The organism is Buttiauxella massiliensis (genome assembly GCF_902500225.1).
In the GTDB taxonomy this organism is placed as follows: domain Bacteria; phylum Pseudomonadota; class Gammaproteobacteria; order Enterobacterales; family Enterobacteriaceae; genus Buttiauxella; species Buttiauxella massiliensis.
Genome location: NZ_LR722654.1, coordinates 140,706 through 160,503, shown reverse-complemented (window position 1 = coordinate 160,503; position 19,798 = coordinate 140,706). Strand labels below are relative to the sequence as shown.

The window sequence follows — 19,798 nt, the reverse complement described above, 5'->3', positions numbered from 1 at the left end:
CTTTTGGAGTAACTGTTGTTTGCTATTTAATGTACCTTTTGTTACCTTTAAACGGTCGAACTAAGGAGAATCAAATGCTCAAGAAAGTCGTTGTAAAGCACTTCGGTGGTATTTCCAAGACCGCGAATGCTTTGAATATTTCCCACCCTGCAGTCTGTCGATGGGGTGAGGTGATACCAGAAAAGCAAGCCTTCGTTATTGAACGGATTACCAAAGGAAAGTTGAAGTACGACGCTTCTCTTTACCTGAAGACTAACGAATCAGCTGCTTGACAGTAACCACAGAAATAAGGAGTGAACAGTGGGTAATGAACCTGAATGGAAAGTAGATAAACAGCCAACCTGGCTGGTGGCCGCAATCAAAAAGACGATTACCGATCTACCTGGTGGGTACGCTGAAGCTGCTGAGTGGATTGGTGTAACTGAAAACTCGCTATTCAACCGTCTCCGCACTGAAGGCGATCAGATCTTCCCACTGGGTTGGGCGATGGTGCTACAGCGTGCTGGTGGTTCACACCAAATTGCGGATGCAGTGGCCCGCAACTCAAATGGTGTATTTGTTCCATTGGCAGATGTTGATGATGTGGACAATGGGGACATAAATCAGCGTTTGATGGAATCCGTCGAATGGATTGGCAAGCACTCTCAATACATCCGTAAAGCAACAGCGGATGGTGTGATTGATGCTGAGGAACGCGCTCAGATTGAAGAGCACAGCTATCAGGTAATGGCTAAGTGGCAGGAACATTTAACGCTTTTATTTCGAGTTTTTTGTGCGCCAGAAAAGAGTGACGCCCGCGAGTATGCAGCTCCGGGCGCCTTGGCGAAAAACTCTACGTTGTGTATGGAGAAATAATCCGCATGAGCAATTTAACCGAAAATTGTCATTTACCGCAACTAAGGATGCATCCGGTACCGGGCGCTCCGTCGTTTCGGTATGTATGCATGGTACGTGGCCAGTGGGTTTCATGTAACCACAGTAGCGTTTACATGATTGTGGGGGTATTCAACCGGAGGGCTGCGCAATGGTTCAGCAAATGAGTAACGCTGCGGCGTCTACAGTGGCGTCTGTATTTTCTTCCGGCCTGGTAACTATGAGCAGTCGAGAAATCTCCGACCTGGTTGAATCGCGTCATGCTGATGTTTGCCGAACCATTGAGAGATTAGCGGCAGCTGGGGCCATTCAGGGGTATACGCCAACGCCGTATACCCACCTTCAGAACGGGCGAACCTACAAAGAGTATCTGATTGGCAAACGCGACAGCTACGTAGTCGTTGCACAATTATCTCCACAATTTACCGCTCGTCTTGTGGATAGATGGCAGGAGTTAGAAAACAAAACAGCAGTCCCACAATCTTTACCCGAAGCTCTTCGCCTGGCAGCTGATATGGCAGAGCAGAATGCACAGTTGGCAAACAAGGTTCAGCAGGACGCGCCAAAGGTTGCGTTCGTTAACCAGTACGTCGAAGCCGGTGGCAATAAAAGCCTGCGTGAAACGGCGAAAATTCTGAACATGCCAGAGAAGGCGATGATTGACACTCTGGTCCGTGACAAGGTGCTGTTCCGTCAGTCGGGAAACCTGCTGCCCCATGCCCTGCGTCAACGCGATGGTCTGTTTACGGTGAAAACTGGTACTTCCGATTTTGGTCATGCATTCACGCAGACTCGAGTGACGCCGAAAGGGGTTCAGTGGATAGCAGAACGCTACGCATCTGAACTGATGGGGGGTTGATAGTGAGTGTTAAATTATCTTCCTATGTCTGGGATGGTTGTGCGTCGTCTGGCATGAAGTTGTCCAGTGTTGCCATTATGGCTCGCCTGGCTGATTTCAGTAACGATGAGGGTGTTTGCTGGCCTTCCATTGAAACCATTGCACGTCAGATTGGTGCCGGTGCAAGTACGGTAAGAACTGCTGTCGCAAAGCTTGAAGCTGAAGGCTGGTTATCCCGCACAGCTCGTCGCAAGGGCAATCGCAATGCATCCAATGTATACCGTCTTAACGTGGCGAAATTGCAAGCGGCGGCATTTGCTCACCTGTCAGAATCTGACACATCAAAAACTGACGGGTCAAAATCTGTCGCATCAAAATTTGATGGGTCAAAATTGAACGAGGAAAGTGGTTTTGACCCGGCAGAATCTGGCGGGGATCCGTCAGTAAAATCAAAACAAGATCCATCAGAAGTAAAAGACTCTCGTCAGCCTGCTGCGCAGACCGACCGTGAAGTAGAAATTACTGATCAAGCTAAACAAGTTCTTTCTCACCTGAATCTCGTGACAGGCTCCCGTTACCAGGTCAGCAAATCCTCGATGGAAAATATCCGTGCCCGACTGGGGGAAGAATTTTCCCTCGAAGACTTGAATCTGGTTGTCGACTACAGCCAGGCGAAGTGGGGGCACGATATCAAGATGGCTGAATACTTGCGCCCTGTAACGCTGTTCCAGATCTCCAAATTCCCTGGCTACCTTCAGTCTGCAACCAAGTGGCATGCCGCTGGGCGCCCTGAAAATGTGAATGGGAAATGGGTCAAAGCTGGTGAAACTCCGGTTGGCGATACCAGAGAACGTGATGAAGAATATGGGCGATATATGCGCGGATTATTGCTGCCAAACGAACCAAGTGAACTCGCTTTGAGAGTTTGCAAGGCCGCAGGTGCGGTGAATCTTCGCAATCAACGCCCTGAGTTTGCCATGAGCCGCTGGAACGCTATCTGGAAAGAACAGGCACAGCGCGGAAACCAGGGGGAAGCAGCATGAAAGTGCAAATTCAAAACTTGATCCTTAATTTCATCAGTGAAAACCCAGGCACCCAGATCTCTGCGGTCGTTAAAAGCATGCCTGATGTTGATCGTTCCTCGGTGTCTTCTGCGCTTACCCGCCTGACAATGCAGGGAAAAATAAACCGCAGGACGGGCGTTAATAACCGATTCTGCTACACCATCGCTGCAGGTGAACCTGTTCCAGTAGTTGCCATCCCTGCACCTGTCCATGTTCCAACTGCGGTACCGAAGCAGCAAATCATCAGCCCTGAAGAGTGGGAGCGCCGCTTTAGCAAAGCAGAAGAGCTACTGGTCAAAGGATTATCACGCCGCGCAAACCAGGCTTTTCTGGAATTACTCGACGTGACATCGGAAACAACGTTACGCGAGAAAATTGTTAGCTGCCGGAGCCGCTGTGGAAGCCGACCTTCTGGCGATAGCTCAACTGTGGCAGGTCACTTTGTGGGAGTGGGGTTGATATGACGAGTAATTATTGCAAAAACCTTGAGGCTCTTCGTTCAAAGGCGGCCCATGAGCTTAAAGAAGTGGGCGATCAGTGGCGTACACCTGATCACCTTTTCTGGGGTATTAACGCCATGTTTGGCCCGTTGGTTCTGGATCTGTTTGCAGACGATAGCAACGCAAAGTGTCCGACCTGGTATACAGCAGAAGACAACGCACTGACTCAGGATTGGTCAGAACGCCTCGCCGAGCTTGGCGGTGGTGCATATGCAAACCCGCCATACAGCCGCTCGCAGTACCACGAAAAACAGGCGGTAACCGGAATGACTCACATCATCAACCATGCCCTGGCGATGAGAGAAAAGGGCGGGCGCTATGTATTTCTGATTAAAGCAGCAACCAGCGAAACCTGGTGGCCTGATGGTGCTGATCATATTGCCTTTATTCGCGGGCGCATTGGATTTGACCTGCCGTCCTGGTTCATTCCTGCTGACGAGAAACAGCAGCCAAGCGGTGCTTTCTTTGCTGGCGCTATAGCGGTGTTTGATAAGTCCTGGCGCGGTGAGCGTTTCAGCTACATCCAGCGTACCGATCTGGAGGCAAAGGGGCGGGCATTCATGGCGCTTGCTCAGTTTGCTGCTGCACGAGTTAGCCCACCAGCGGAAGAGATACCGACTTCACAACCAATAGCATTACCAGAGGTTGAATCGCGTATCTGGCCACTCGAAGTGGGACTTATCTTCTCTCAACTGGTTGATGCTGATGCGATAGCACCAGCCCAGCAGAACAAGATAAAAGCGCACATTAACCAGCTCTGGCTGGAGCGTATGCCAAACAATGAAATTATTGCCGTAGCTGGTGGACTGGTTGCCAGTATGCAGGGGGTGACCTGTGCGTGAGATTATTGTCGATAACTTTGCTGGTGGCGGTGGCGCGTCAACGGGTATTGAACTTGCTATTGGTCGAAGCGTAGATATTGCTATCAATCACGACGAGAACGCAGTAGCGATGCACAAAACGAATCATCCGGACACGCTGCACTATTGCGAGTCCGTATTTGATATCGATCCGAAACAGGCAACTGCCGGCAATCCGGTTGGCCTAGCCTGGTTTTCCCCTGATTGCCGTCACTTCAGTAAAGCGAAAGGCTCAAAGCCGGTAGCGCGGGAGATTCGCGGGCTTGCCTGGATTGTGCTTCGCTGGGCGTTGGCGGTTCGTCCTCGAGTGATGATGCTGGAGAATGTGGAAGAGTTCAAAACGTGGGGACCGTTGCTGGTGGATGAAAATGGCGATCAGCGACCAGATCCGAAACGTGCCGGTGAAACCTTTGCTGCGTTCGTTGGCATGCTGGGTGCTGGTATTGATGCTGGGCATCCAGCACTGACTGAAGCATGTGATTTCCTAGGTATTGAGCCACACAGCAGCGACGCTCTTCGCCTGGTTAACGGGCTTGGATATGACGTTGATTCTCGCGAGCTGCGAGCATGCGACTACGGCGCGCCAACAATCCGCAAACGCTTCTTCATGGTGATGCGTTGCGACGGGCAGCCGGTTACATGGCCTGAGCCTTCACACGGCGACCCCAAGTCGCTGGGAGTGCTAAACGGCACGCTCAAACCATGGCGCACAGCAGCTGAATGTATCGACTGGTCGCTTGATTGCCCGAGCATCTTTGAGCGTAAGCGACCGCTGGCCGCCAACACGCTTAAACGTATTGCCAGGGGCGTTCAGCGTTTTGTTGTTGATAGTGCCACGCCGTTTATCGTGAAGTGCAACCACACCAGCACGCGGACGAAGTACGACTGTTTCCGTGGGCAGTCGCTGGATGAGCCATTGCAGACCATCACCAAAACGCATGGCTACGCGATTGCGGTACCGCACATCACCAAGTTCAGAACTGGCGCGACCGGACAGGATTGCCGCGAGCCGGTACCGACAATAACCGCTGGTACTTCAAAGCGGCCTGGTGGGAATGGTCATGCGCTGGGCATGGTGGAAACTATTCTTTCACCATTCCTGGCTGGAAATGGCGGCGGAGAGTATCAGGCAAAACCTCGCCCGCTAGACAAGCCAGCTCACACCGTCTTAAAAGAGTCCCATGCGTGTGTTGTCGCGCCTGTTATCGCTCGACAGTTCGGCAACAGCATCGGTCATCAAATTGATGAACCTAGCGCCACTATCACCGCTGGTGGGGGCGGTAAATCCCAACTTGTTACCGCAAATCTCGTTAAGCATTTTGGAGGCAACTACACGGGGCCGGGTGTCTCGATGGATGAGCCGGTGCATTCAGTAACGACAGTGGACCACCACGCTCTGGTTACATCCCATCTCGTTATGCTGCGGGGAACATGCAAAGACGGTCGAGTGGTTGACGCACCGGCACCAGGCTTAACGGCTGGTGGCCTGCACGTTGGCAACGTCGAGACTTATCTGGCGGTCGATGAGTATGACGAGCAGCGCGCCGAAGAAGTATCGGCCTTCTTGCGTGAGTACTGCGGTGATGATTATCGAGAGTTCGTCACAGTGGATGGCGTGACTTACCGTATCGTTGATATTGGCATGCGCATGCTTCAGCCGCATGAGCTTTATCGCGCCCAGGGCTTTCCGGAATGGTACATCATCGACCAGGATTACCGCGGTAATCGATACGCGAAAGATAAGCAGGTTGCCCGCTGCGGCAATGCGGTACCACCACCTTTTGCGGAAGCTTTAGTACGCGCAAATCTCCCTGAGCTTTGTGGCCTCCAGCAACGGGAGGTGGCATGAGGGTGATCCTTACCCCTGAAATTGCCCCGCGTCTCGGCCTGGCGCTATTCCGTCCAGGCTCAGATGTGATGGCTCTATTCCATCAGGGTCGTGTGCTGATTGAATGTGTTCCTGAGCATTTAAAGCATCTGCCGTCCGGTATTGTACCGGCGGCAACACAACCGCTTTGTGATGATAAGGCGCTGCTGGCCTTTTTCACCAATGCGCGGGTGATTCAGGCTGCTGGTGGCCTTTCGACCCTAAAAGCATCCCTCCTCAGGGAGAATGGTTGTCAGTATCCGCACGGTGATTACCACCACCCCGAAATGGTCATCATGCCTTATCCACCAGGCTCAATTCGTATTTGCTGGCATTGCGATAACAAGTTGCGAGAGCAGGCGACAGAGCTACTTGCGGATCTGGCGCACCGGAACGTGGTGGAATTCGTCATTGCTTCAGCACTGCGCAACCTTGGGTTTGATGATACACATCAGCTGACGTTGCCGGAGCTCTGTTGGTGGGCGATACGATATGACCTGGTTGATTGCCTGCCTGAAGGGATGGCCCGCCGCGCACTGCGTATGCCTCAGGATGTCATCCCATCTGTAAGCCGTGAATGTGACATTGTTCCTGATGTACCGGCCACCAGCATTATCCAGGAAAAAGTGAAGCCGGTTTTCAAGCTGAAGGTTGATCCGGAAAGTCCAGGCACTCTTATGAAGCGCCCAAAACGCATTCGCCTGGAAAAACCAACATACCTTCAATGGGTAAAAACACAGCCATGTGAGGGATGCGGCTCACCAGCTGACGACCCACATCATTTAATAGGTTGGGGGCAGGGTGGGATGGGTACTAAGGCTCATGACGTTTTGTCTATTCCTCTTTGCCGTACATGCCATACAGAACTACATAACGACCCGGTGAAATTTGAGCAAAAGCATGGCTCACAACCGGTAATGATCATTCGAGTTATTGACCGGGCTTGCTCGCTCGGCGTGCTGGCGTAAGGGAGACAGTAAATGATTAATTCAACAGCAACAGGCAAAAGCAGTGAGATGGTTCGTTTACGTACGCTCGAGAGCATCTGGATTCAGGGAAAGCTGCGTATGTGGGGACGCTGGTCATTTATTGGTGGTGGTTGCGGTGGCAACATGTTTAACCAACTTCTGGCCACTAAAACGCTAACCAAAACAGCTATCAATGAAGCACTACGCCGCATGAAGAAGTCCGGCATAACAAAACCGGAGTTGGAAGCTTTCTTAAAGGAGATACTGAACGGGAAGCACAAAAGCAATCTGGCGTTTTGTAGTGATGAGGAAGCTTTGAAGATTGATGGAGTGGTTTGCGCTGTACTCAAGTCAAAAGGGCACGGTGCGCTTGTCGCTTTGCTATATGACCGTTATCAACGCCGGATGAGTAAAAAGGCCATGGCGCGAGAACTTCACCACCGGAATCCTGAGTGGTGCCTTAGAACTTGTGAAACCCGTATTGATACCTGGTTAAATTTGGCAGAATCGATGCTATATGTGCCAATGTGTGATGTGTTCGATACAAATAGCGACAGATTCACCTTGCAACGTTGCGCGGAAACTGCTTAAATTGTGCTAAGCTCGGGACGTAAAAACGAACTGAGCACACCTTTTCAGCGAAGGCGCTATAAGCCGAGCGACAAGTGTGATAAATGAACCCGCCTAGAGCGGGTTTTTGCATTGCTGATGCTTACCCAACTGTTAGCAAAACGGAACTACAGGTAGATGGATGAACTTACTGCAGCTAATTTCTCAATTGGTAAGTCCCAAGAAAGCTTTGTGGCACCCTCATAGGAGTGACTATGTAGATGTTGCCCCTTACTTTCGTACATTTTCTGGAATGGCATTCCATAATGCAGTGACAGATTAGTTGCGTAAGCGCAAATTTTCCTCAAGTTATTGTTGATAAGTCTGTGGTTAAACAACTATATTTAAGTCGTAAATCTGTTTAAACGAATTCTCAGCGAGCTCCGGAAGGGGCTCTTTTCGCATCTGTATAACAGGTGTTTCTATATGTAGTGGGTTGGCGGGTTTTTTGTCGCTATATATAGTATTTAGTGGGGTCGAAGCTATGACTATAACCGAGCTGTACGAAAACTTTGGAATTGCGCAATCTGAGTTCAAACCACATGAGACTGTTAATGACTTTGGTCGCAGGGTTATGAGCTCTAACTCCATGCAATTGGAGCAAACAGGAGTTTTATATTCTACAGGATCCTCTGTTGATAAACTCAATGTTAATCATGTAGTTAACCAGGAATATCAGCTTTATTCATATTAATTATGCCTAATTGGAATAAGGTCATGGGCGAGATGGCAGTACTCGCCCAAAAAAGCCCTCTGGACACTGTTAGAAGCAAGTACATTAAAGAAATGTCAGAAATGACTGGGCGAAATGTAATTGCATACTATTCTGGTTTTCTTCAAAAAAGCTCTCCATCAGTTAGCCATTTAATCAGCATGACTGATGATGATAAAAACGGATTCATGACGGCAATTCATGGGCTTGATACTACTAAAGGTCTCGATCTGCTTTTGCACACCCCTGGTGGTGACATAGCTGCCCTTGAATCTATTGGATATTATTTACGTGCAAAATTTGGCAGTGATATCCGGGTTTTCGTTCCAATGATTTCAATGTCTGCTGGAACTATGCTCGCATGTACAGCAAAAGAAATTGTGATGGGTAAGCAGTCAAACATAGGCCCATTTGATCCGCAAGTTGGCGGTGTTCCTGCGCACGGTGTCATAGAGGAATCACAGAAGGCTATGCAGGACATCCTAAAAAATCCTGCATCTGCGAATTTTTGGCAGTTCACCATGTCCAAATTAAACCCGACATTCATTGGTGAATGTGAAAAAGCCATTCAATGGGCTTCAACTATTGTTACCGAATGGTTAGTTACTGGAATGTTTGCTGGTGAAGCTGATGCAAAGCAGAAAGCAGATGAAATCTGTGCACATCTTAACAACCATAGTTCTACATTCGCTCATGCTCGCCATATTCATAGTGATAAAGCTAGCCAAATCGGGCTAAAAATTACCCCTATGGAAAATGATCAGGCTTTGCAAGATATTGTGTTAACTATCCACCATAGTTATATGCACACTTTTGGTGGCAGCACAGCTGCAAAAATAATTGAAAACCATGAAGACGGTCGCCGAGTTTGGCACGTTCCACCTGGTCAAGCCTAGACAGAAATATAATAAGGTCCACTTCGGTGGGCCTTTTTTTTCCCATTTTTTATAGATGCCCAGGAAACAAAGTTAGTTCAAAAAGAGAGGGAGGGGGTAATGTCCGCAGAACCTATCTCCGGCACTGCTACAGCTCATGCTGTGGTGACTACTGTCACGTTTGCCGGCTTGTGGGCTAACACTGATGCCGGGGTGATACTTGGTGCTTTCGCTGGCGCCACGCTTTATGTACTTACTTCCCGCAACCTGCGCTGGTGGGAAAAGCTGCTTTACGGGCTGGCTTCATTCCTGGCTGGCCTGATTGGTGCGAAGTACATGACCGCCATACTCAACGCCACACTGAATACCACACTGGGAAAGATTGCCCCAGGAACCGAGGTTATCCCTGTTCCTGAGTCCATCGGCGCGATGGTTGCTGCTGCGGTCATTATCACTTTTGTCCTCATGTACAAATCACGGCTGGAGAAGCAAACGATAGCCGGGGAGGGGAAATGATAGTCGATGCATCTTTCATCTGGCTTCAGGCAAATGCGGTTATCAGTCTGGCGACGGCAATCATTATTGCGACATACCAGCGCACTGACTCTCGTCACAAGCTGCATTACTCAATCATTGCCTGGCTGGCGATGGTCGCACTCATCTCAATACCAATCCGCGTATGGGTAGGAAACTACACAATCGTGGACCGCTCTGAAGTCATTGTGAATTTCATACTCCTGCTGGTGATGTTGAACTCGCGGGGGAACATTACTGGAAAAAGGAGTTAGAAATGGAAGAACCACGCTGGCTGGTGGAAGCTCGCAAGTATTTAGGTCAGTTAGAAATCAAAGGTCCTCGTCATAACCCCCTCATTATCCAGTTCTGGAAAGACATCAAACGCGGTGGAGTCAAAGATGATGAAACGCCATGGTGTGCAGCCTTCGTTGGTTCCATGCTCGAGCGAGTCGGAATCAAATCAACCCGCTTTGAATCTGCGAAGTCCTACCTCAACTGGGGTGCCGAGCTACGCGAACCAGCCTTCGGTTGTGTTGTGGTATTCAGTCGTGACGGCGGCGGGCATGTGGGATTCGTTGTCGGGCAACGTGAAAACAGTGACCTGATGGTGCTGGGCGGTAATCAGTCTGATGCTATTAATATCCGCGCCTTCCAGCGTTCGCGTGTATCTGGTTATCGCTGGCCGGTGAATGAGCCGAAAGATACTCGACAACTTCCGGTGATGAACGGGAGTCGTTCGGAGAGCGAGGCATGAAGGTATGAAATTAAAATTTGAGAGCTCTACAGCTCACTTTGCCAAGGATATGCATCCATCTCATGGCCCACAAACATGGCCGTGGTGGCGCTTATTTTCAGTGAGCGTTGTTCGCCTGGGTATTAGCCGGCCATCAATCGGGCGGAGACTTTGGTTCTATACGCGCTGGGGTGCTGGTTTTGTTGGGGTATATGTCGACAGGCGTAAAGCATGACGGCGCTCATCACAGCGGTTGAATTGTTCAAGGCGCACTGGCGCTGGTGGCTCTCAATCTTAGCGCTGGTGGTCATTGCGTGGCTCTGGAAAGAAAACACCCGCATCGAAGCGAGCCTGACCACGCTACAGGGTGAGAACAACAGTAACCGCGCCGTCATGGATAACATGCTTCGCACTGTCGCTATCACTAACATTGTTCTGGGAGTCAATCAGCATGCCAAAAATCAGATTGCACTGGAGTCACAGAAAGCTTCGAGTGATATCAAAACTGCGGTTGCGGGCGATGATTGCGCTTCTCGGCCTGTTCCTGCTATTGCAGCTAATCGGCTGCGTCAATACGCGGACAGTCTACGTGCCAGTACCACATCAACAAACCCCAGCCAGCCTGACCGCTGAAACGCCACAACCGTTTATTCCTGATCCGCTGACTTATGGGGCCAGTCTGGATTTAAACGTCAGTCTTTTGGCGGCGCTGGGGCAGTGCAATCGAGATAAAGCGGATATTAAAAGGGTAGAGGATGCCCGGTTATCCAGTAATGAATCAGACTTAAACTGAATATTACAATGGGGTTTATAAGTGAAATGAAGGCAAGTGTTAAAGGCAAAGCTTTTTGGTTCATCATGGTACCTCCTGATCGAGTTAACGGAGATAGCCTCGGTGTGAGGTCATCTATTGTAGTGATTAACTCCACAACCATTTGAGCACATGCACTCAAATGCATCGGAAACGAGAGGATTTGCCCCATTTTTAGGTATTGCACCATTACAAAGCTCATCTGCGGGTGGGCTTGCTGATGGAAAAAGTAATTTGAATTCTTGGTATTAGCCCCAACATCCTTATTTCCACAGATTGGCTGTGGGTAAGGGAGATAGAAATGCTCGAACTGTACTCAACAATTCTGACAAGGCCTTGCGATAAATTCGAACTATATAGCGACGGCCCCAATTCTTCTAACATTAAGCGGGTTATGTTTTACCGCTTAAGAAATCCAGACCATATACCAGGTCGAGCTCACTGGGTTTACGAGTGTGATATAAACATCGACAGCTTTATTAAGAATTCAAATGAGCCATCTGCACTGTTATCGGGGCATAAGGGAAATAGCGTTGATAACATCAAAGAGTACTGCAATCAGTATCAACACAATGAAACCTGATGCACTCTAATCTCACTAGATGACCTAGATTAGTTTCCGCAAAGCCACTCGCATCCGCTGGTGGCTTTTTTATGCGCATCGCACGCGCACCAAAGAGAGTCTTTCAGCAGTGAGCCTGGGTAATACCGTTACCTCTCGGGCGGTATTGTCGTGCGACAGGCTCACATCTAAAAGGAAATGAATATGAAGAATACTCACCAGATAAGCCGGGTGAAGGTGGCATTACCACCGATGGGTATAGTCACCCATGATGACCAGGGCAATGCGATCAGGCTTGGCGAGGAATATCGGGTTCACCTGTATGCCGTCAAGTCAGGATGGGAACAGCGCGGAACATTTGATGGCTTCATGGTTGGTTGCGTGGTTGGTTCGGGTAGTAGCTCAAGTGAATACAACATCACCCGCGATGTGATTGTGCCAGATGGCCACATGATTATTGCTTTGCGTATAGGCGATAACAACCAGCCAGTATCATGGGAAAGCCTACCGGTTGAGTTTGTAGGTGGCTACTTGCCTGAGCCTGATGCCGTTGGTTTCGATACATCATTTCTCGGGGAAGACTCAGCCAGTAGCAAGCTAAGCAGCGGCCACACCATTAAAGTGGGCACTGATAAGGTCGGAAAACAGTACGCTGCAGGTATGTCTGTCGGTGTAGGTGCAGCCGCCACGAAAACCCGACTATCTGACGATATGCGCGATGCTGTTATTGATGCAGTGCGTGAGAGCAGATTGTTCGCTGAGCTAATACCTCAAAAAGAGGTCTCGTTTCAGGCTGATCGTTTCACCGTTACCAGTGGTGAAGTGAAGATTGCTGGCGCCATTATAGGAAATGCACTCACCACTGCTGGTGATATGAACCAGCCACAAAGCGGCAATGTCATTACTGTCAACATCAATATCCCGCACAATAATGATGAAGAGCTAAGCGCCGTTATTACGAAATCTATTCAGGCTAGCCTGCGTCCTGGCGGTCTCATTTGTAACTCTATTCAAAAACGTTAGTTCATATCAATTCTTCAATCAGGCAGGTAATCCAATGGCTAAGAACTACTATCAGGACGGCAATACCATGGACTGGAAGAACGGTACCGGTAAAGACGTGGTATCAGGTCAGCCGGTAATTGTTGGTGATCTTATTGGTATCGCCCAGCACGATATCCCAGTTGATGCAGACGGTGAGCTGATGATGACCGGCGTGTTTGTCTTACCCAAGGTTACAGCAGGAACGTGGCAGCGTGGCGTACAGCTGTGGTTGACTAAAGATGGCAAGCTTACGTCCGATGAGAAGGACGGTTCAGATGCTAACGCCTTCGCTGGCACCGCGTGGATCACCTCCAATGCAGGCGACCCCGAAGGGCGCGTGCGTCTTGGCTTCTGACCCGCATAGACCAAAATCACATCAAATGATAATCACTATCATTTGAAAAGGTACTCCCGGGGATCCGGCCTGCCACGAGGCGGCGGGCACGCGGAAAGCGACAAATTTTCGCATTTTTATCGGTCGTCACCACCAGTTCAATTAATTGATTTTTAGCAATTATTTTTATTTTAGTGACGATTCTGTTTGTTTTTCATTCATCACTGGGTGGGGTATGGATAACGAAATAAAGAACCTTCAACTCAATGTCAGCCAGCTTGCTGCAATCTCCGGCGTGCATCGACAGACCGTAAGCTCCCGCATTAAGAACGTCTCACCTGTCGGTGGGCATGAAAGCAACCTTAAGTTGTATTCCCTGACATCCATTCTTTCTGAGCTGATGAAAACACCACCGCCTGTCGCGGAAGGTGAAATGGAGCCTCAGGATCGTAAGGCCTGGTATCAGTCAGAAAGGGAGCGCCTGAAATTCGAGCAGGAAATTGGTGAATTGATACCGGCATCTGATGTCGCACGCGAGTTCGCGGGGATGGCAAAGGCAATGGTCCAGGTGCTGGAGACGCTGCCGGATATTCTTGAGCGTGATTGCGCTCTTCCTCCTCAGGCGGTGACGCGGGTGCAGGCGATTATTGACGATTTGCGTGACGATATTGCCCGCCGGGTGGCGTCCGGAGACGCAGTACAAGAGGAGGTATCTCCGGAGGAGGATTGATGTCGGCGCAGGCAACAGCGAGAACGATCACGACTGATACAGCAATGTTGATTGAAGCTCCGCGAAGAGTGCCGGTCGCGGAGGCGGTTGCAAAATACATGCGGGTGCCCATGTCCGGGGGGAACTCAGTGCCGTGGGACCCAATGGTCGCGCCTTATGTTATGGAGCCGATGAACTGCCTGTCGTCCCGTGACTACGATGCGGTCATTTTTGTTGGGCCTGCCCGAACGGGTAAAACGATAGGGCTGATCGACGGGTGGGTTGTCTATAACATCGTCTGCGATCCCTCGGATATGCTGATTGTTCAGATGACACAGGACAAAGCTCAGGAGCACTCCAAAAAACGACTGGCGCGTACGTTCCGGTGTAGTCCCGAAGTGAAGAAGCGACTAAGCCCCCGGAAGAACGATAATAATGTGCACGACAAGTTTTTCCTTTCGGGTGGTTTCCTTAAAATTGGCTGGCCCTCCATTAATGTGATGTCCTCCTCTGACTTCAAATGCGTGGCGCTGACCGATTATGACCGCTTCCCCGAAGATATTGACGGGGAGGGCGATGGTTATTCTCTCGCATCAAAGCGAACCACGACGTTTATGTCTTCCGGTATGACGCTGGTGGAAAGCTCCCCTGGCCGTGATATTCGCGACACCAAATGGCGCCGCCGTTCTCCGCATGAAGCTCCGCCAACAACAGGCATTTTATCTCTCTATAACCGCGGCGATCGCCGCCGTTGGTTCTGGCCTTGTCCGCATTGCGGTGAGCATTTTCAGCCGGAAATGCAGGCGATGACAGGCTATCGCGACATCGATGATCCAGTCGCTGCCAGTGAATCCGCCCATATTAAATGCCCGTCATGCGCAGGAACAATCACCGCAGACATGAAGCGGTCACTGAACCTGAAAGGCGTCTGGTTGCGCGAAGGGCAAAGTATCGACCGGGATGGGAATTTGAGCGGCGAGGGTCGGCGTTCCCGCATTGCATCTTTCTGGATGGAAGGTCCGGCAGCGGCTTATCAGACCTGGTCGCAGTTGGTTTACAAGTTGCTGACCGCCGAACAGGAATATGAACTCACGGGAAGTGAAGAGACACTCAAGGCGGTGATTAATACCGACTGGGGACTGCCGTATCTTCCGCGCTCCAGCATTGAGCAACGGAAGGGCGAGCAGCTTAGTGCGCGGGCTGAACGGGTCTCAAAGCGAAGTGTTTCCGCAGGTGTTCAGTTTCTGGTCGCGACGGTCGACGTTCAGGGTGGTAAAAATCGTCGCTTCGTTGTTCAGGTGACGGGCTATGGTGCCCAGGGTGAGCGCTGGATCGTTGACCGTTACAACATCACTCAATCCATGCGCACCAACGCCGATGGCGAAAGCCTCCGGATTGAGCCCGGCAGTTTTCCCGAAGACTGGGATTTATTGCGGACCGATGTACTCGACAAGAGCTGGGCACTGGATGGCGACCCCGATAAACGCATGAGCCTGATGGCTATGGCGGTGGATTCCGGTGGCGAAGATGGCGTAACGGATAATGCTTATCGCTTCTGGCGCCGTTGCAGGCGTGATGGTCTGCAGCGAAAAGTCTGGTTATTCAAAGGGGCAAGTCAGGCTGCTGGGAAACTCATTACGCAGACTTATCCCGATAACACCGGACGTTCGGCCCGTAGGGCAAAGGCTGCAGGGGATGTCCCCCTTTATCTTCTTCAGACAAATCCACTGAAAGACCAGATCAACAATGCGCTGTGGCGTGATGTTCCGGGTCCGAATTATGTCCATTTTCCTGACTGGCTTGGGGACTGGTTTTACGACGAACTGACCTATGAGGAGCGTTCTGTAGATGGCAAATGGACGAAGCCCGGTAAGGGCGCCAACGAAGCGTTTGACCTCATGGTGTATGCGCATGCTCTGGTCATTCTCCACGGCTACGAAAAGATTAAATGGCCTGATGCGCCGGAATGGGCGCGTCGTGAAACCTATCTTGTGGATGAACCCACAACAGATGTGCTGGTTGTGGCAGCAGCTGCTAAACCGCTACCGCCAGTATCTGCAACAAAGACAAAGAAACCTGCCAGTGAATCGGCATGGGCACCATCTAATTCAGGAGGCTGGGTATGACACCTAACACAACAAGTATTCAGGAAATGATCCGTCTCTATATCCAGGCCGAGATGGAGGTTTTGCAGGGTAAATCAATTGTCTTTAATGGTCAGCAGATGACCCGGGAAGACTTGAGCAAAATCCGCGAGGGGCGTCAGGAGTGGGAGCGCAAACTTGCTACGGCTAACGCAACCAGTGGCGGCCGTAGTGGATTCAAACTGGCGAGGTTTACGCGATGAGATGGCTTGAAAGTGCACTTAGAAATATTTCACCGCAGTGGGCACTATCCAGGGTTAAGTCACAGCACATCCTTAATATTTATGATGAGTATCAAGGCAGGAAAAGTATCTCTGTAGATGAAATTGCAGCTTATGAGGCCACTCATCCATCCAGGACACATAAAGCTAAACGCGAGAATCGCTCTGCGAACCAGCTTACGCAGTCTGGTGGTCGCTCTCTGCGTGAGCAGGCTCGCTGGCTCGACTGTAACCACGATTTGGTAATAGGCCTACTTGATAAACTCGAAGAGCGCATTGTGGGGGCTAAAGGGATCATCGTTGAGCCTCAACCACTACTGAAAAGCGGGGGTCTTGCCACCAAACTGGCTACTGATATTCGTGCCAAATGGGCTGAATGGTCAGTCTCTCCGGACGTAACAGGACAGTTTACGCGGCCCGTGCTTGAGAGACTGATGGCGCGAACCTGGCTGCGTGACGGCGAAGTATTTGCTCAGTTAGTTAGTGGTACCGGAAATGGGCTAGACCCGGTCGCAGGCATTCCATTCTGGTTGGAGGCGCTGGAGCCTGATTTTGTGCCGATGGAGCGGAGCGAACCGGCCAATAGATTAAGCCAAGGTATTTATCTCAACGACTGGGGTCGGCCAACCCGATACATGGTGTACAAAAACCTGCCAGCGGAGGGATTGAGGCAGGGTGACACCAAAGATATTGGTGCTGACAAAATGTTGCATCTCAAATTTATGCGTCGACTGCATCAAATCCGGGGAAATTCTTTGCTCGCTGGTGTTCTGATGCGTCTGTCCGCCCTCAAAGAATATGAAGATGCAGAGTTAACTGCTGCCCGCATTGCCGCCGCGCTGGGTATGTTCATCAAAAAAGGCGATGGTCAGTCTTATCCGGAAGATGGTCCTGGTGGTGACAGGGAACTGAATATTGAACCTGGCATGCTGTTTGATGACCTTCGTCCCGGTGAAGATATCGGGATGATCAAATCTGACCGACCGAACCCCAACCTTGAAACCTTCCGTAACGGCCAGTTGCGTGCAGTAGCCGCAGGCTCACGCGGCAGTTTTTCCAGTATTGCCCGTAATTATGATGGGACCTACAGCGCCCAGCGACAGGAGTTAGTGGAGTCAACGGAAGGCTATTTCATTCTGCAGGATGCCTTCATTGCCGCTGTGACCCGCCCGATGTACCGCGCCTGGCTGAGTATGGCAATTACCTCCGGTCAAATCATCGTTCCTGCAGGGGTGGATAAAGAGTCGCTCTACAGCGCTGTTTTCTCTGGCCCGGTAATGCCGTGGATTGATCCCGTTAAAGAGGCAAACGCCTGGAAAATCCTGTTGCGCGGTGGTGCTGCGACTGAAAGCGAATGGGTGCGAGCTCGCGGTGCTAATCCGGATGATGTGAAGCGACGCCGCAAGGCGGAAATAGATGATAACCGCAAGCAGGGGCTGGTGTTCGATACCGACCCGGCTAATGACAAAGGAGCCACCAGTGGCCAGGAAGAAAAACCGGGTAATGAACCGCCCGAAAGCCAGCGTAAAAAATAGCTGGTTCCGGATGCAGGCAAGCAATGAAAGCGAAGCCGATATCTATATCTACGATGAAATCGGCTACTGGGGTGTGACGGCAAAACAGTTTGTGGCCAACCTCAAAGCGCTGGGTGATATCACTCATATCAACCTTCACATTAACTCCCCTGGTGGCGATGTCTTTGATGGCATCGCCATTTTTAATGCCCTGAAACACCATGGCGCGTCGATTACCGCTTATATCGATGGCCTGGCTGCATCGATGGCATCAGTCATCGCGATGGTGGGTAATCCGGTCATCATGCCGGAAAACACCATGATGATGATCCACAAGCCGTGGGGATTCACGGGTGGTGACGCGAACGACATGCGTGATTACGCCGACTTGCTGGATAAGCTCGAGGGCGTACTTATCCCGGCTTACATGGCAAAAACCGGAAAGTCTCAGGAAGAGATTGCCGCCATGCTGGAGGACGAAACCTGGTTATCCGGTGCTGAATGTCTGGCGCTGGGTTTTGCCGACGAAGTTACTCCATCCCTTCAGGCAATGGCCTGTATTCAGTCAAAACGTATCGAGGAATTCGAGAAGATGCCACGCACAATCCGCAACATGATCACCCCACCACGTAATACAGCGCCGCGTGACCCGCAGCCAACTATCACCCAGCCGGTGACCACCGCGCCAGAGAACGCCAACGCAACTGACATTCGCCAGCAGGTGATTGCCGAGCAGAAGGCCCGCGTAAACAATATTCAGGATTTGTTTGCTATGTTCGGCGGTAAACACCAGGAACTTCAGGCTCAGTGTGTGGCTGATGTTGAATGTTCTGTTGAGCAGGCGAAAGATAAGCTGCTGGCAGAGCTGGGTAAAAGCGCGACGCCTTCCAACAAATCGACGCAGACTCAGACCCAGGCACATGTGTATGCCGGCAACGGTAATTTTGTCGGTGATGGTATTCGTCAGGCACTGATGGCGCGTGCAGGTTATGAAGACATGCAGCGTGATAACGTCTACAACGGCACAACCTTGCGTGAGCTGGCTCGCATGTCACTGACTGAGCGCGGTTTCGGTGTGGCTTCCTATAATCCGATGCAGATGGTCGGCTTTGCACTGACTCACAGCACGTCTGACTTCGGCAATATCCTGCTGGATGTGGCTAACAAGGCACTGTTGCAGGGCTGGGATGAATCAGCTGAAACCTTCGAGCAGTGGACCAAAAAAGGCCAGCTGTCTGATTTCAAAACAGCACATCGTGTGGGCATGGGCGGCTTCCCGTCGCTGCGACAGGTCCGTGAAGGTGCCGAGTACAAATACATCACTACCGGTGATAAAGGCGAAACCATCGCGCTGGCCACCTACGGTGAGATTTTCTCTGTTACCCGTCAGGCGATCATCAACGATGATCTCAATCAGCTGACCGATGTGCCGATGAAAATGGGCCGCGCAGCGAAGGCCACCATCGGCGATCTGGTTTACGCGACTCTTACCGCGAATGGCAAATTGTCTGATGGTAAGGCGCTGTTCCATGCCGATCATAAAAACATGGCCACCGGCGCTATCGATATCAGTAACCTCGACAAAGGTCGTCAGTTGATGCGCACCCAGAAAGAAGGGGAACGAGCTCTCAACATTCGCCCGGCTTACATTCTGGTACCGGTGGCGCTGGAAACTACCGCCAACCAGACCATCAAGTCTGCCAGCGTGAAAGGGGCTGATGTGAATGCCGGGGTGATTAACCCAATCCAGAACTTTGCTGAAGTCATTGCCGAAGCGCGTCTGGATGATGCTGATCCGGCCGCCTGGTATCTGGCTGCAGCACAGGGTACAGATACGATTGAAGTGGCGTATCTGAACGGTGTTGATGCACCGTACATCGACCAGCAGGACGGTTTCACCACTGATGGTATCGCCACCAAAGTGCGCATCGATGCAGGTGTGGCGCCACTGGATTATCGTGGCCTGGTGAAATCCTCCGGTAAGTAATCGATACCAACCTCCAGTGGCCCGAAAGGGCTTTTTTTATATCTGAAAAACGGCTCC

21 protein-coding genes are annotated in these 19,798 nt (G+C 50.9%); all 21 read left to right on the top strand.

Annotated features, from left to right (window positions below):
• Positions 1-74: 74 nt before the first annotated feature.
• The 21 genes from GC128_RS13065 (at position 75) to GC128_RS12965 (ending at position 19,741) form a co-directional block, all read left to right on the top strand.
• Entirely contained in the window at positions 75-272 is a 198-nt protein-coding gene (locus GC128_RS13065) for a Cro/CI family transcriptional regulator (RefSeq protein ID WP_064511907.1), read from the top strand.
• 28 nt (positions 273-300) lie between these two features.
• Entirely contained in the window at positions 301-855 is a 555-nt protein-coding gene (locus tag GC128_RS13060; protein ID WP_151994669.1) for a YmfL family putative regulatory protein, read from the top strand.
• 181 nt (positions 856-1,036) lie between these two features.
• Positions 1,037-1,732, top strand: a complete 696-nt coding sequence (locus tag GC128_RS13055) for a phage antirepressor KilAC domain-containing protein (protein WP_226812104.1) — start codon at positions 1,037-1,039, stop codon at positions 1,730-1,732.
• Between the two features lie 2 nt (positions 1,733-1,734).
• A complete protein-coding gene (locus tag GC128_RS13050) occupies positions 1,735-2,754 on the top strand; it encodes a conserved phage C-terminal domain-containing protein (RefSeq protein ID WP_151994668.1) in 1,020 nt (339 codons plus the stop codon).
• The gene (locus GC128_RS13045) at positions 2,751-3,239 is read left to right on the top strand and encodes a helix-turn-helix domain-containing protein (protein WP_151994667.1); all 489 of its coding nucleotides are present in this window, start codon (positions 2,751-2,753) and stop codon (positions 3,237-3,239) included. The genes GC128_RS13050 and GC128_RS13045 overlap by 4 nt, the downstream gene beginning before the upstream one ends.
• Positions 3,236-4,117, top strand: a complete 882-nt coding sequence (locus tag GC128_RS13040) for a phage N-6-adenine-methyltransferase (RefSeq protein ID WP_151994666.1) — start codon at positions 3,236-3,238, stop codon at positions 4,115-4,117. Before GC128_RS13045 ends, GC128_RS13040 begins: the two co-directional genes overlap by 4 nt.
• Positions 4,110-5,984 (top strand): DNA cytosine methyltransferase, encoded by a 1,875-nt coding sequence (locus GC128_RS13035; protein ID WP_151994665.1) that lies wholly within the window; start codon positions 4,110-4,112, stop codon positions 5,982-5,984. Before GC128_RS13040 ends, GC128_RS13035 begins: the two co-directional genes overlap by 8 nt.
• Positions 5,981-6,970, top strand: a complete 990-nt coding sequence (locus tag GC128_RS13030) for a DUF968 domain-containing protein (protein WP_151994664.1) — start codon at positions 5,981-5,983, stop codon at positions 6,968-6,970. The genes GC128_RS13035 and GC128_RS13030 overlap by 4 nt, the downstream gene beginning before the upstream one ends.
• A gap of 12 nt (positions 6,971-6,982) precedes the next feature.
• A complete protein-coding gene (locus GC128_RS13025; protein WP_151994663.1) occupies positions 6,983-7,561 on the top strand; it encodes a DUF1133 family protein in 579 nt (192 codons plus the stop codon).
• A gap of 735 nt (positions 7,562-8,296) precedes the next feature.
• The gene (locus GC128_RS13020; RefSeq protein WP_151994662.1) at positions 8,297-9,187 is read left to right on the top strand and encodes an SDH family Clp fold serine proteinase; all 891 of its coding nucleotides are present in this window, start codon (positions 8,297-8,299) and stop codon (positions 9,185-9,187) included.
• A gap of 99 nt (positions 9,188-9,286) precedes the next feature.
• Positions 9,287-9,682 (top strand): putative holin, encoded by a 396-nt coding sequence (locus GC128_RS13015; RefSeq protein WP_151994661.1) that lies wholly within the window; start codon positions 9,287-9,289, stop codon positions 9,680-9,682.
• Positions 9,679-9,954 carry a phage holin family protein gene (locus tag GC128_RS13010; protein WP_151994660.1) on the top strand — a complete coding sequence of 92 codons (276 nt, stop codon included), beginning with the start codon at positions 9,679-9,681 and terminating at the stop codon, positions 9,952-9,954. Before GC128_RS13015 ends, GC128_RS13010 begins: the two co-directional genes overlap by 4 nt.
• 2 nt (positions 9,955-9,956) lie before the next feature.
• Complete coding sequence (locus tag GC128_RS13005) at positions 9,957-10,436, top strand: TIGR02594 family protein (RefSeq protein WP_151994659.1); 480 nt, start codon at positions 9,957-9,959, stop codon at positions 10,434-10,436.
• A gap of 430 nt (positions 10,437-10,866) precedes the next feature.
• The gene (gene lysC, locus GC128_RS23370; RefSeq protein WP_151994658.1) at positions 10,867-11,208 is read left to right on the top strand and encodes an Rz1-like lysis system protein LysC; all 342 of its coding nucleotides are present in this window, start codon (positions 10,867-10,869) and stop codon (positions 11,206-11,208) included.
• 784 nt (positions 11,209-11,992) lie between these two features.
• Positions 11,993-12,811: a phage tail tip fiber protein gene (locus tag GC128_RS12995; protein ID WP_193216253.1), complete on the top strand. Its 819-nt coding sequence runs from the start codon at positions 11,993-11,995 to the stop codon at positions 12,809-12,811.
• Between the two features lie 34 nt (positions 12,812-12,845).
• Positions 12,846-13,187, top strand: coding sequence for a DUF2190 family protein (locus GC128_RS12990; RefSeq protein ID WP_151994656.1), 342 nt, complete (start codon positions 12,846-12,848; stop codon positions 13,185-13,187).
• 214 nt (positions 13,188-13,401) lie between these two features.
• Positions 13,402-13,896, top strand: coding sequence for a DUF1441 family protein (locus GC128_RS12985; protein WP_151994655.1), 495 nt, complete (start codon positions 13,402-13,404; stop codon positions 13,894-13,896).
• Positions 13,896-16,001, top strand: a complete 2,106-nt coding sequence (locus GC128_RS12980; protein ID WP_151994654.1) for a phage terminase large subunit family protein — start codon at positions 13,896-13,898, stop codon at positions 15,999-16,001. Before GC128_RS12985 ends, GC128_RS12980 begins: the two co-directional genes overlap by 1 nt.
• Entirely contained in the window at positions 15,998-16,222 is a 225-nt protein-coding gene (locus GC128_RS12975; protein WP_151994653.1) for a hypothetical protein, read from the top strand. The genes GC128_RS12980 and GC128_RS12975 overlap by 4 nt, the downstream gene beginning before the upstream one ends.
• Positions 16,219-17,775: a phage portal protein gene (locus GC128_RS12970; RefSeq protein WP_151994652.1), complete on the top strand. Its 1,557-nt coding sequence runs from the start codon at positions 16,219-16,221 to the stop codon at positions 17,773-17,775. Before GC128_RS12975 ends, GC128_RS12970 begins: the two co-directional genes overlap by 4 nt.
• Positions 17,744-19,741, top strand: coding sequence for a ClpP-like prohead protease/major capsid protein fusion protein (locus GC128_RS12965; RefSeq protein WP_226812121.1), 1,998 nt, complete (start codon positions 17,744-17,746; stop codon positions 19,739-19,741). The genes GC128_RS12970 and GC128_RS12965 overlap by 32 nt, the downstream gene beginning before the upstream one ends.
• Positions 19,742-19,798 lie beyond the last annotated feature (57 nt).

Excerpts from the sequence above, each read along its gene's own strand:
- GC128_RS12995 (WP_193216253.1), top strand. The coding sequence starts at position 11,993 with ATGAAGAATACTCACCAGATAAGCCGGGTGAAGGTGGCATTACCACCG.
- GC128_RS13005 (WP_151994659.1), top strand. The coding sequence starts at position 9,957 with ATGGAAGAACCACGCTGGCTGGTGGAAGCTCGCAAGTATTTAGGTCAG.
- GC128_RS13030 (WP_151994664.1), top strand. The coding sequence starts at position 5,981 with ATGAGGGTGATCCTTACCCCTGAAATTGCCCCGCGTCTCGGCCTGGCG.
- GC128_RS12975 (WP_151994653.1), top strand. The coding sequence starts at position 15,998 with ATGACACCTAACACAACAAGTATTCAGGAAATGATCCGTCTCTATATC.
- GC128_RS12980 (WP_151994654.1), top strand. The coding sequence starts at position 13,896 with ATGTCGGCGCAGGCAACAGCGAGAACGATCACGACTGATACAGCAATG.
- GC128_RS13015 (WP_151994661.1), top strand. The coding sequence starts at position 9,287 with ATGTCCGCAGAACCTATCTCCGGCACTGCTACAGCTCATGCTGTGGTG.
- GC128_RS13040 (WP_151994666.1), top strand. The coding sequence starts at position 3,236 with ATGACGAGTAATTATTGCAAAAACCTTGAGGCTCTTCGTTCAAAGGCG.
- lysC (WP_151994658.1), top strand. The coding sequence starts at position 10,867 with ATGCCAAAAATCAGATTGCACTGGAGTCACAGAAAGCTTCGAGTGATA.
- GC128_RS13020 (WP_151994662.1), top strand. The coding sequence starts at position 8,297 with ATGGGCGAGATGGCAGTACTCGCCCAAAAAAGCCCTCTGGACACTGTT.
- GC128_RS13010 (WP_151994660.1), top strand. The coding sequence starts at position 9,679 with ATGATAGTCGATGCATCTTTCATCTGGCTTCAGGCAAATGCGGTTATC.
- GC128_RS12985 (WP_151994655.1), top strand. The coding sequence starts at position 13,402 with ATGGATAACGAAATAAAGAACCTTCAACTCAATGTCAGCCAGCTTGCT.
- GC128_RS13065 (WP_064511907.1), top strand. The coding sequence starts at position 75 with ATGCTCAAGAAAGTCGTTGTAAAGCACTTCGGTGGTATTTCCAAGACC.
- GC128_RS13055 (WP_226812104.1), top strand. The coding sequence starts at position 1,037 with ATGAGTAACGCTGCGGCGTCTACAGTGGCGTCTGTATTTTCTTCCGGC.
- GC128_RS12990 (WP_151994656.1), top strand. The coding sequence starts at position 12,846 with ATGGCTAAGAACTACTATCAGGACGGCAATACCATGGACTGGAAGAAC.
- GC128_RS13045 (WP_151994667.1), top strand. The coding sequence starts at position 2,751 with ATGAAAGTGCAAATTCAAAACTTGATCCTTAATTTCATCAGTGAAAAC.
- GC128_RS12970 (WP_151994652.1), top strand. The coding sequence starts at position 16,219 with ATGAGATGGCTTGAAAGTGCACTTAGAAATATTTCACCGCAGTGGGCA.
- GC128_RS12965 (WP_226812121.1), top strand. The coding sequence starts at position 17,744 with ATGAACCGCCCGAAAGCCAGCGTAAAAAATAGCTGGTTCCGGATGCAG.
- GC128_RS13025 (WP_151994663.1), top strand. The coding sequence starts at position 6,983 with ATGATTAATTCAACAGCAACAGGCAAAAGCAGTGAGATGGTTCGTTTA.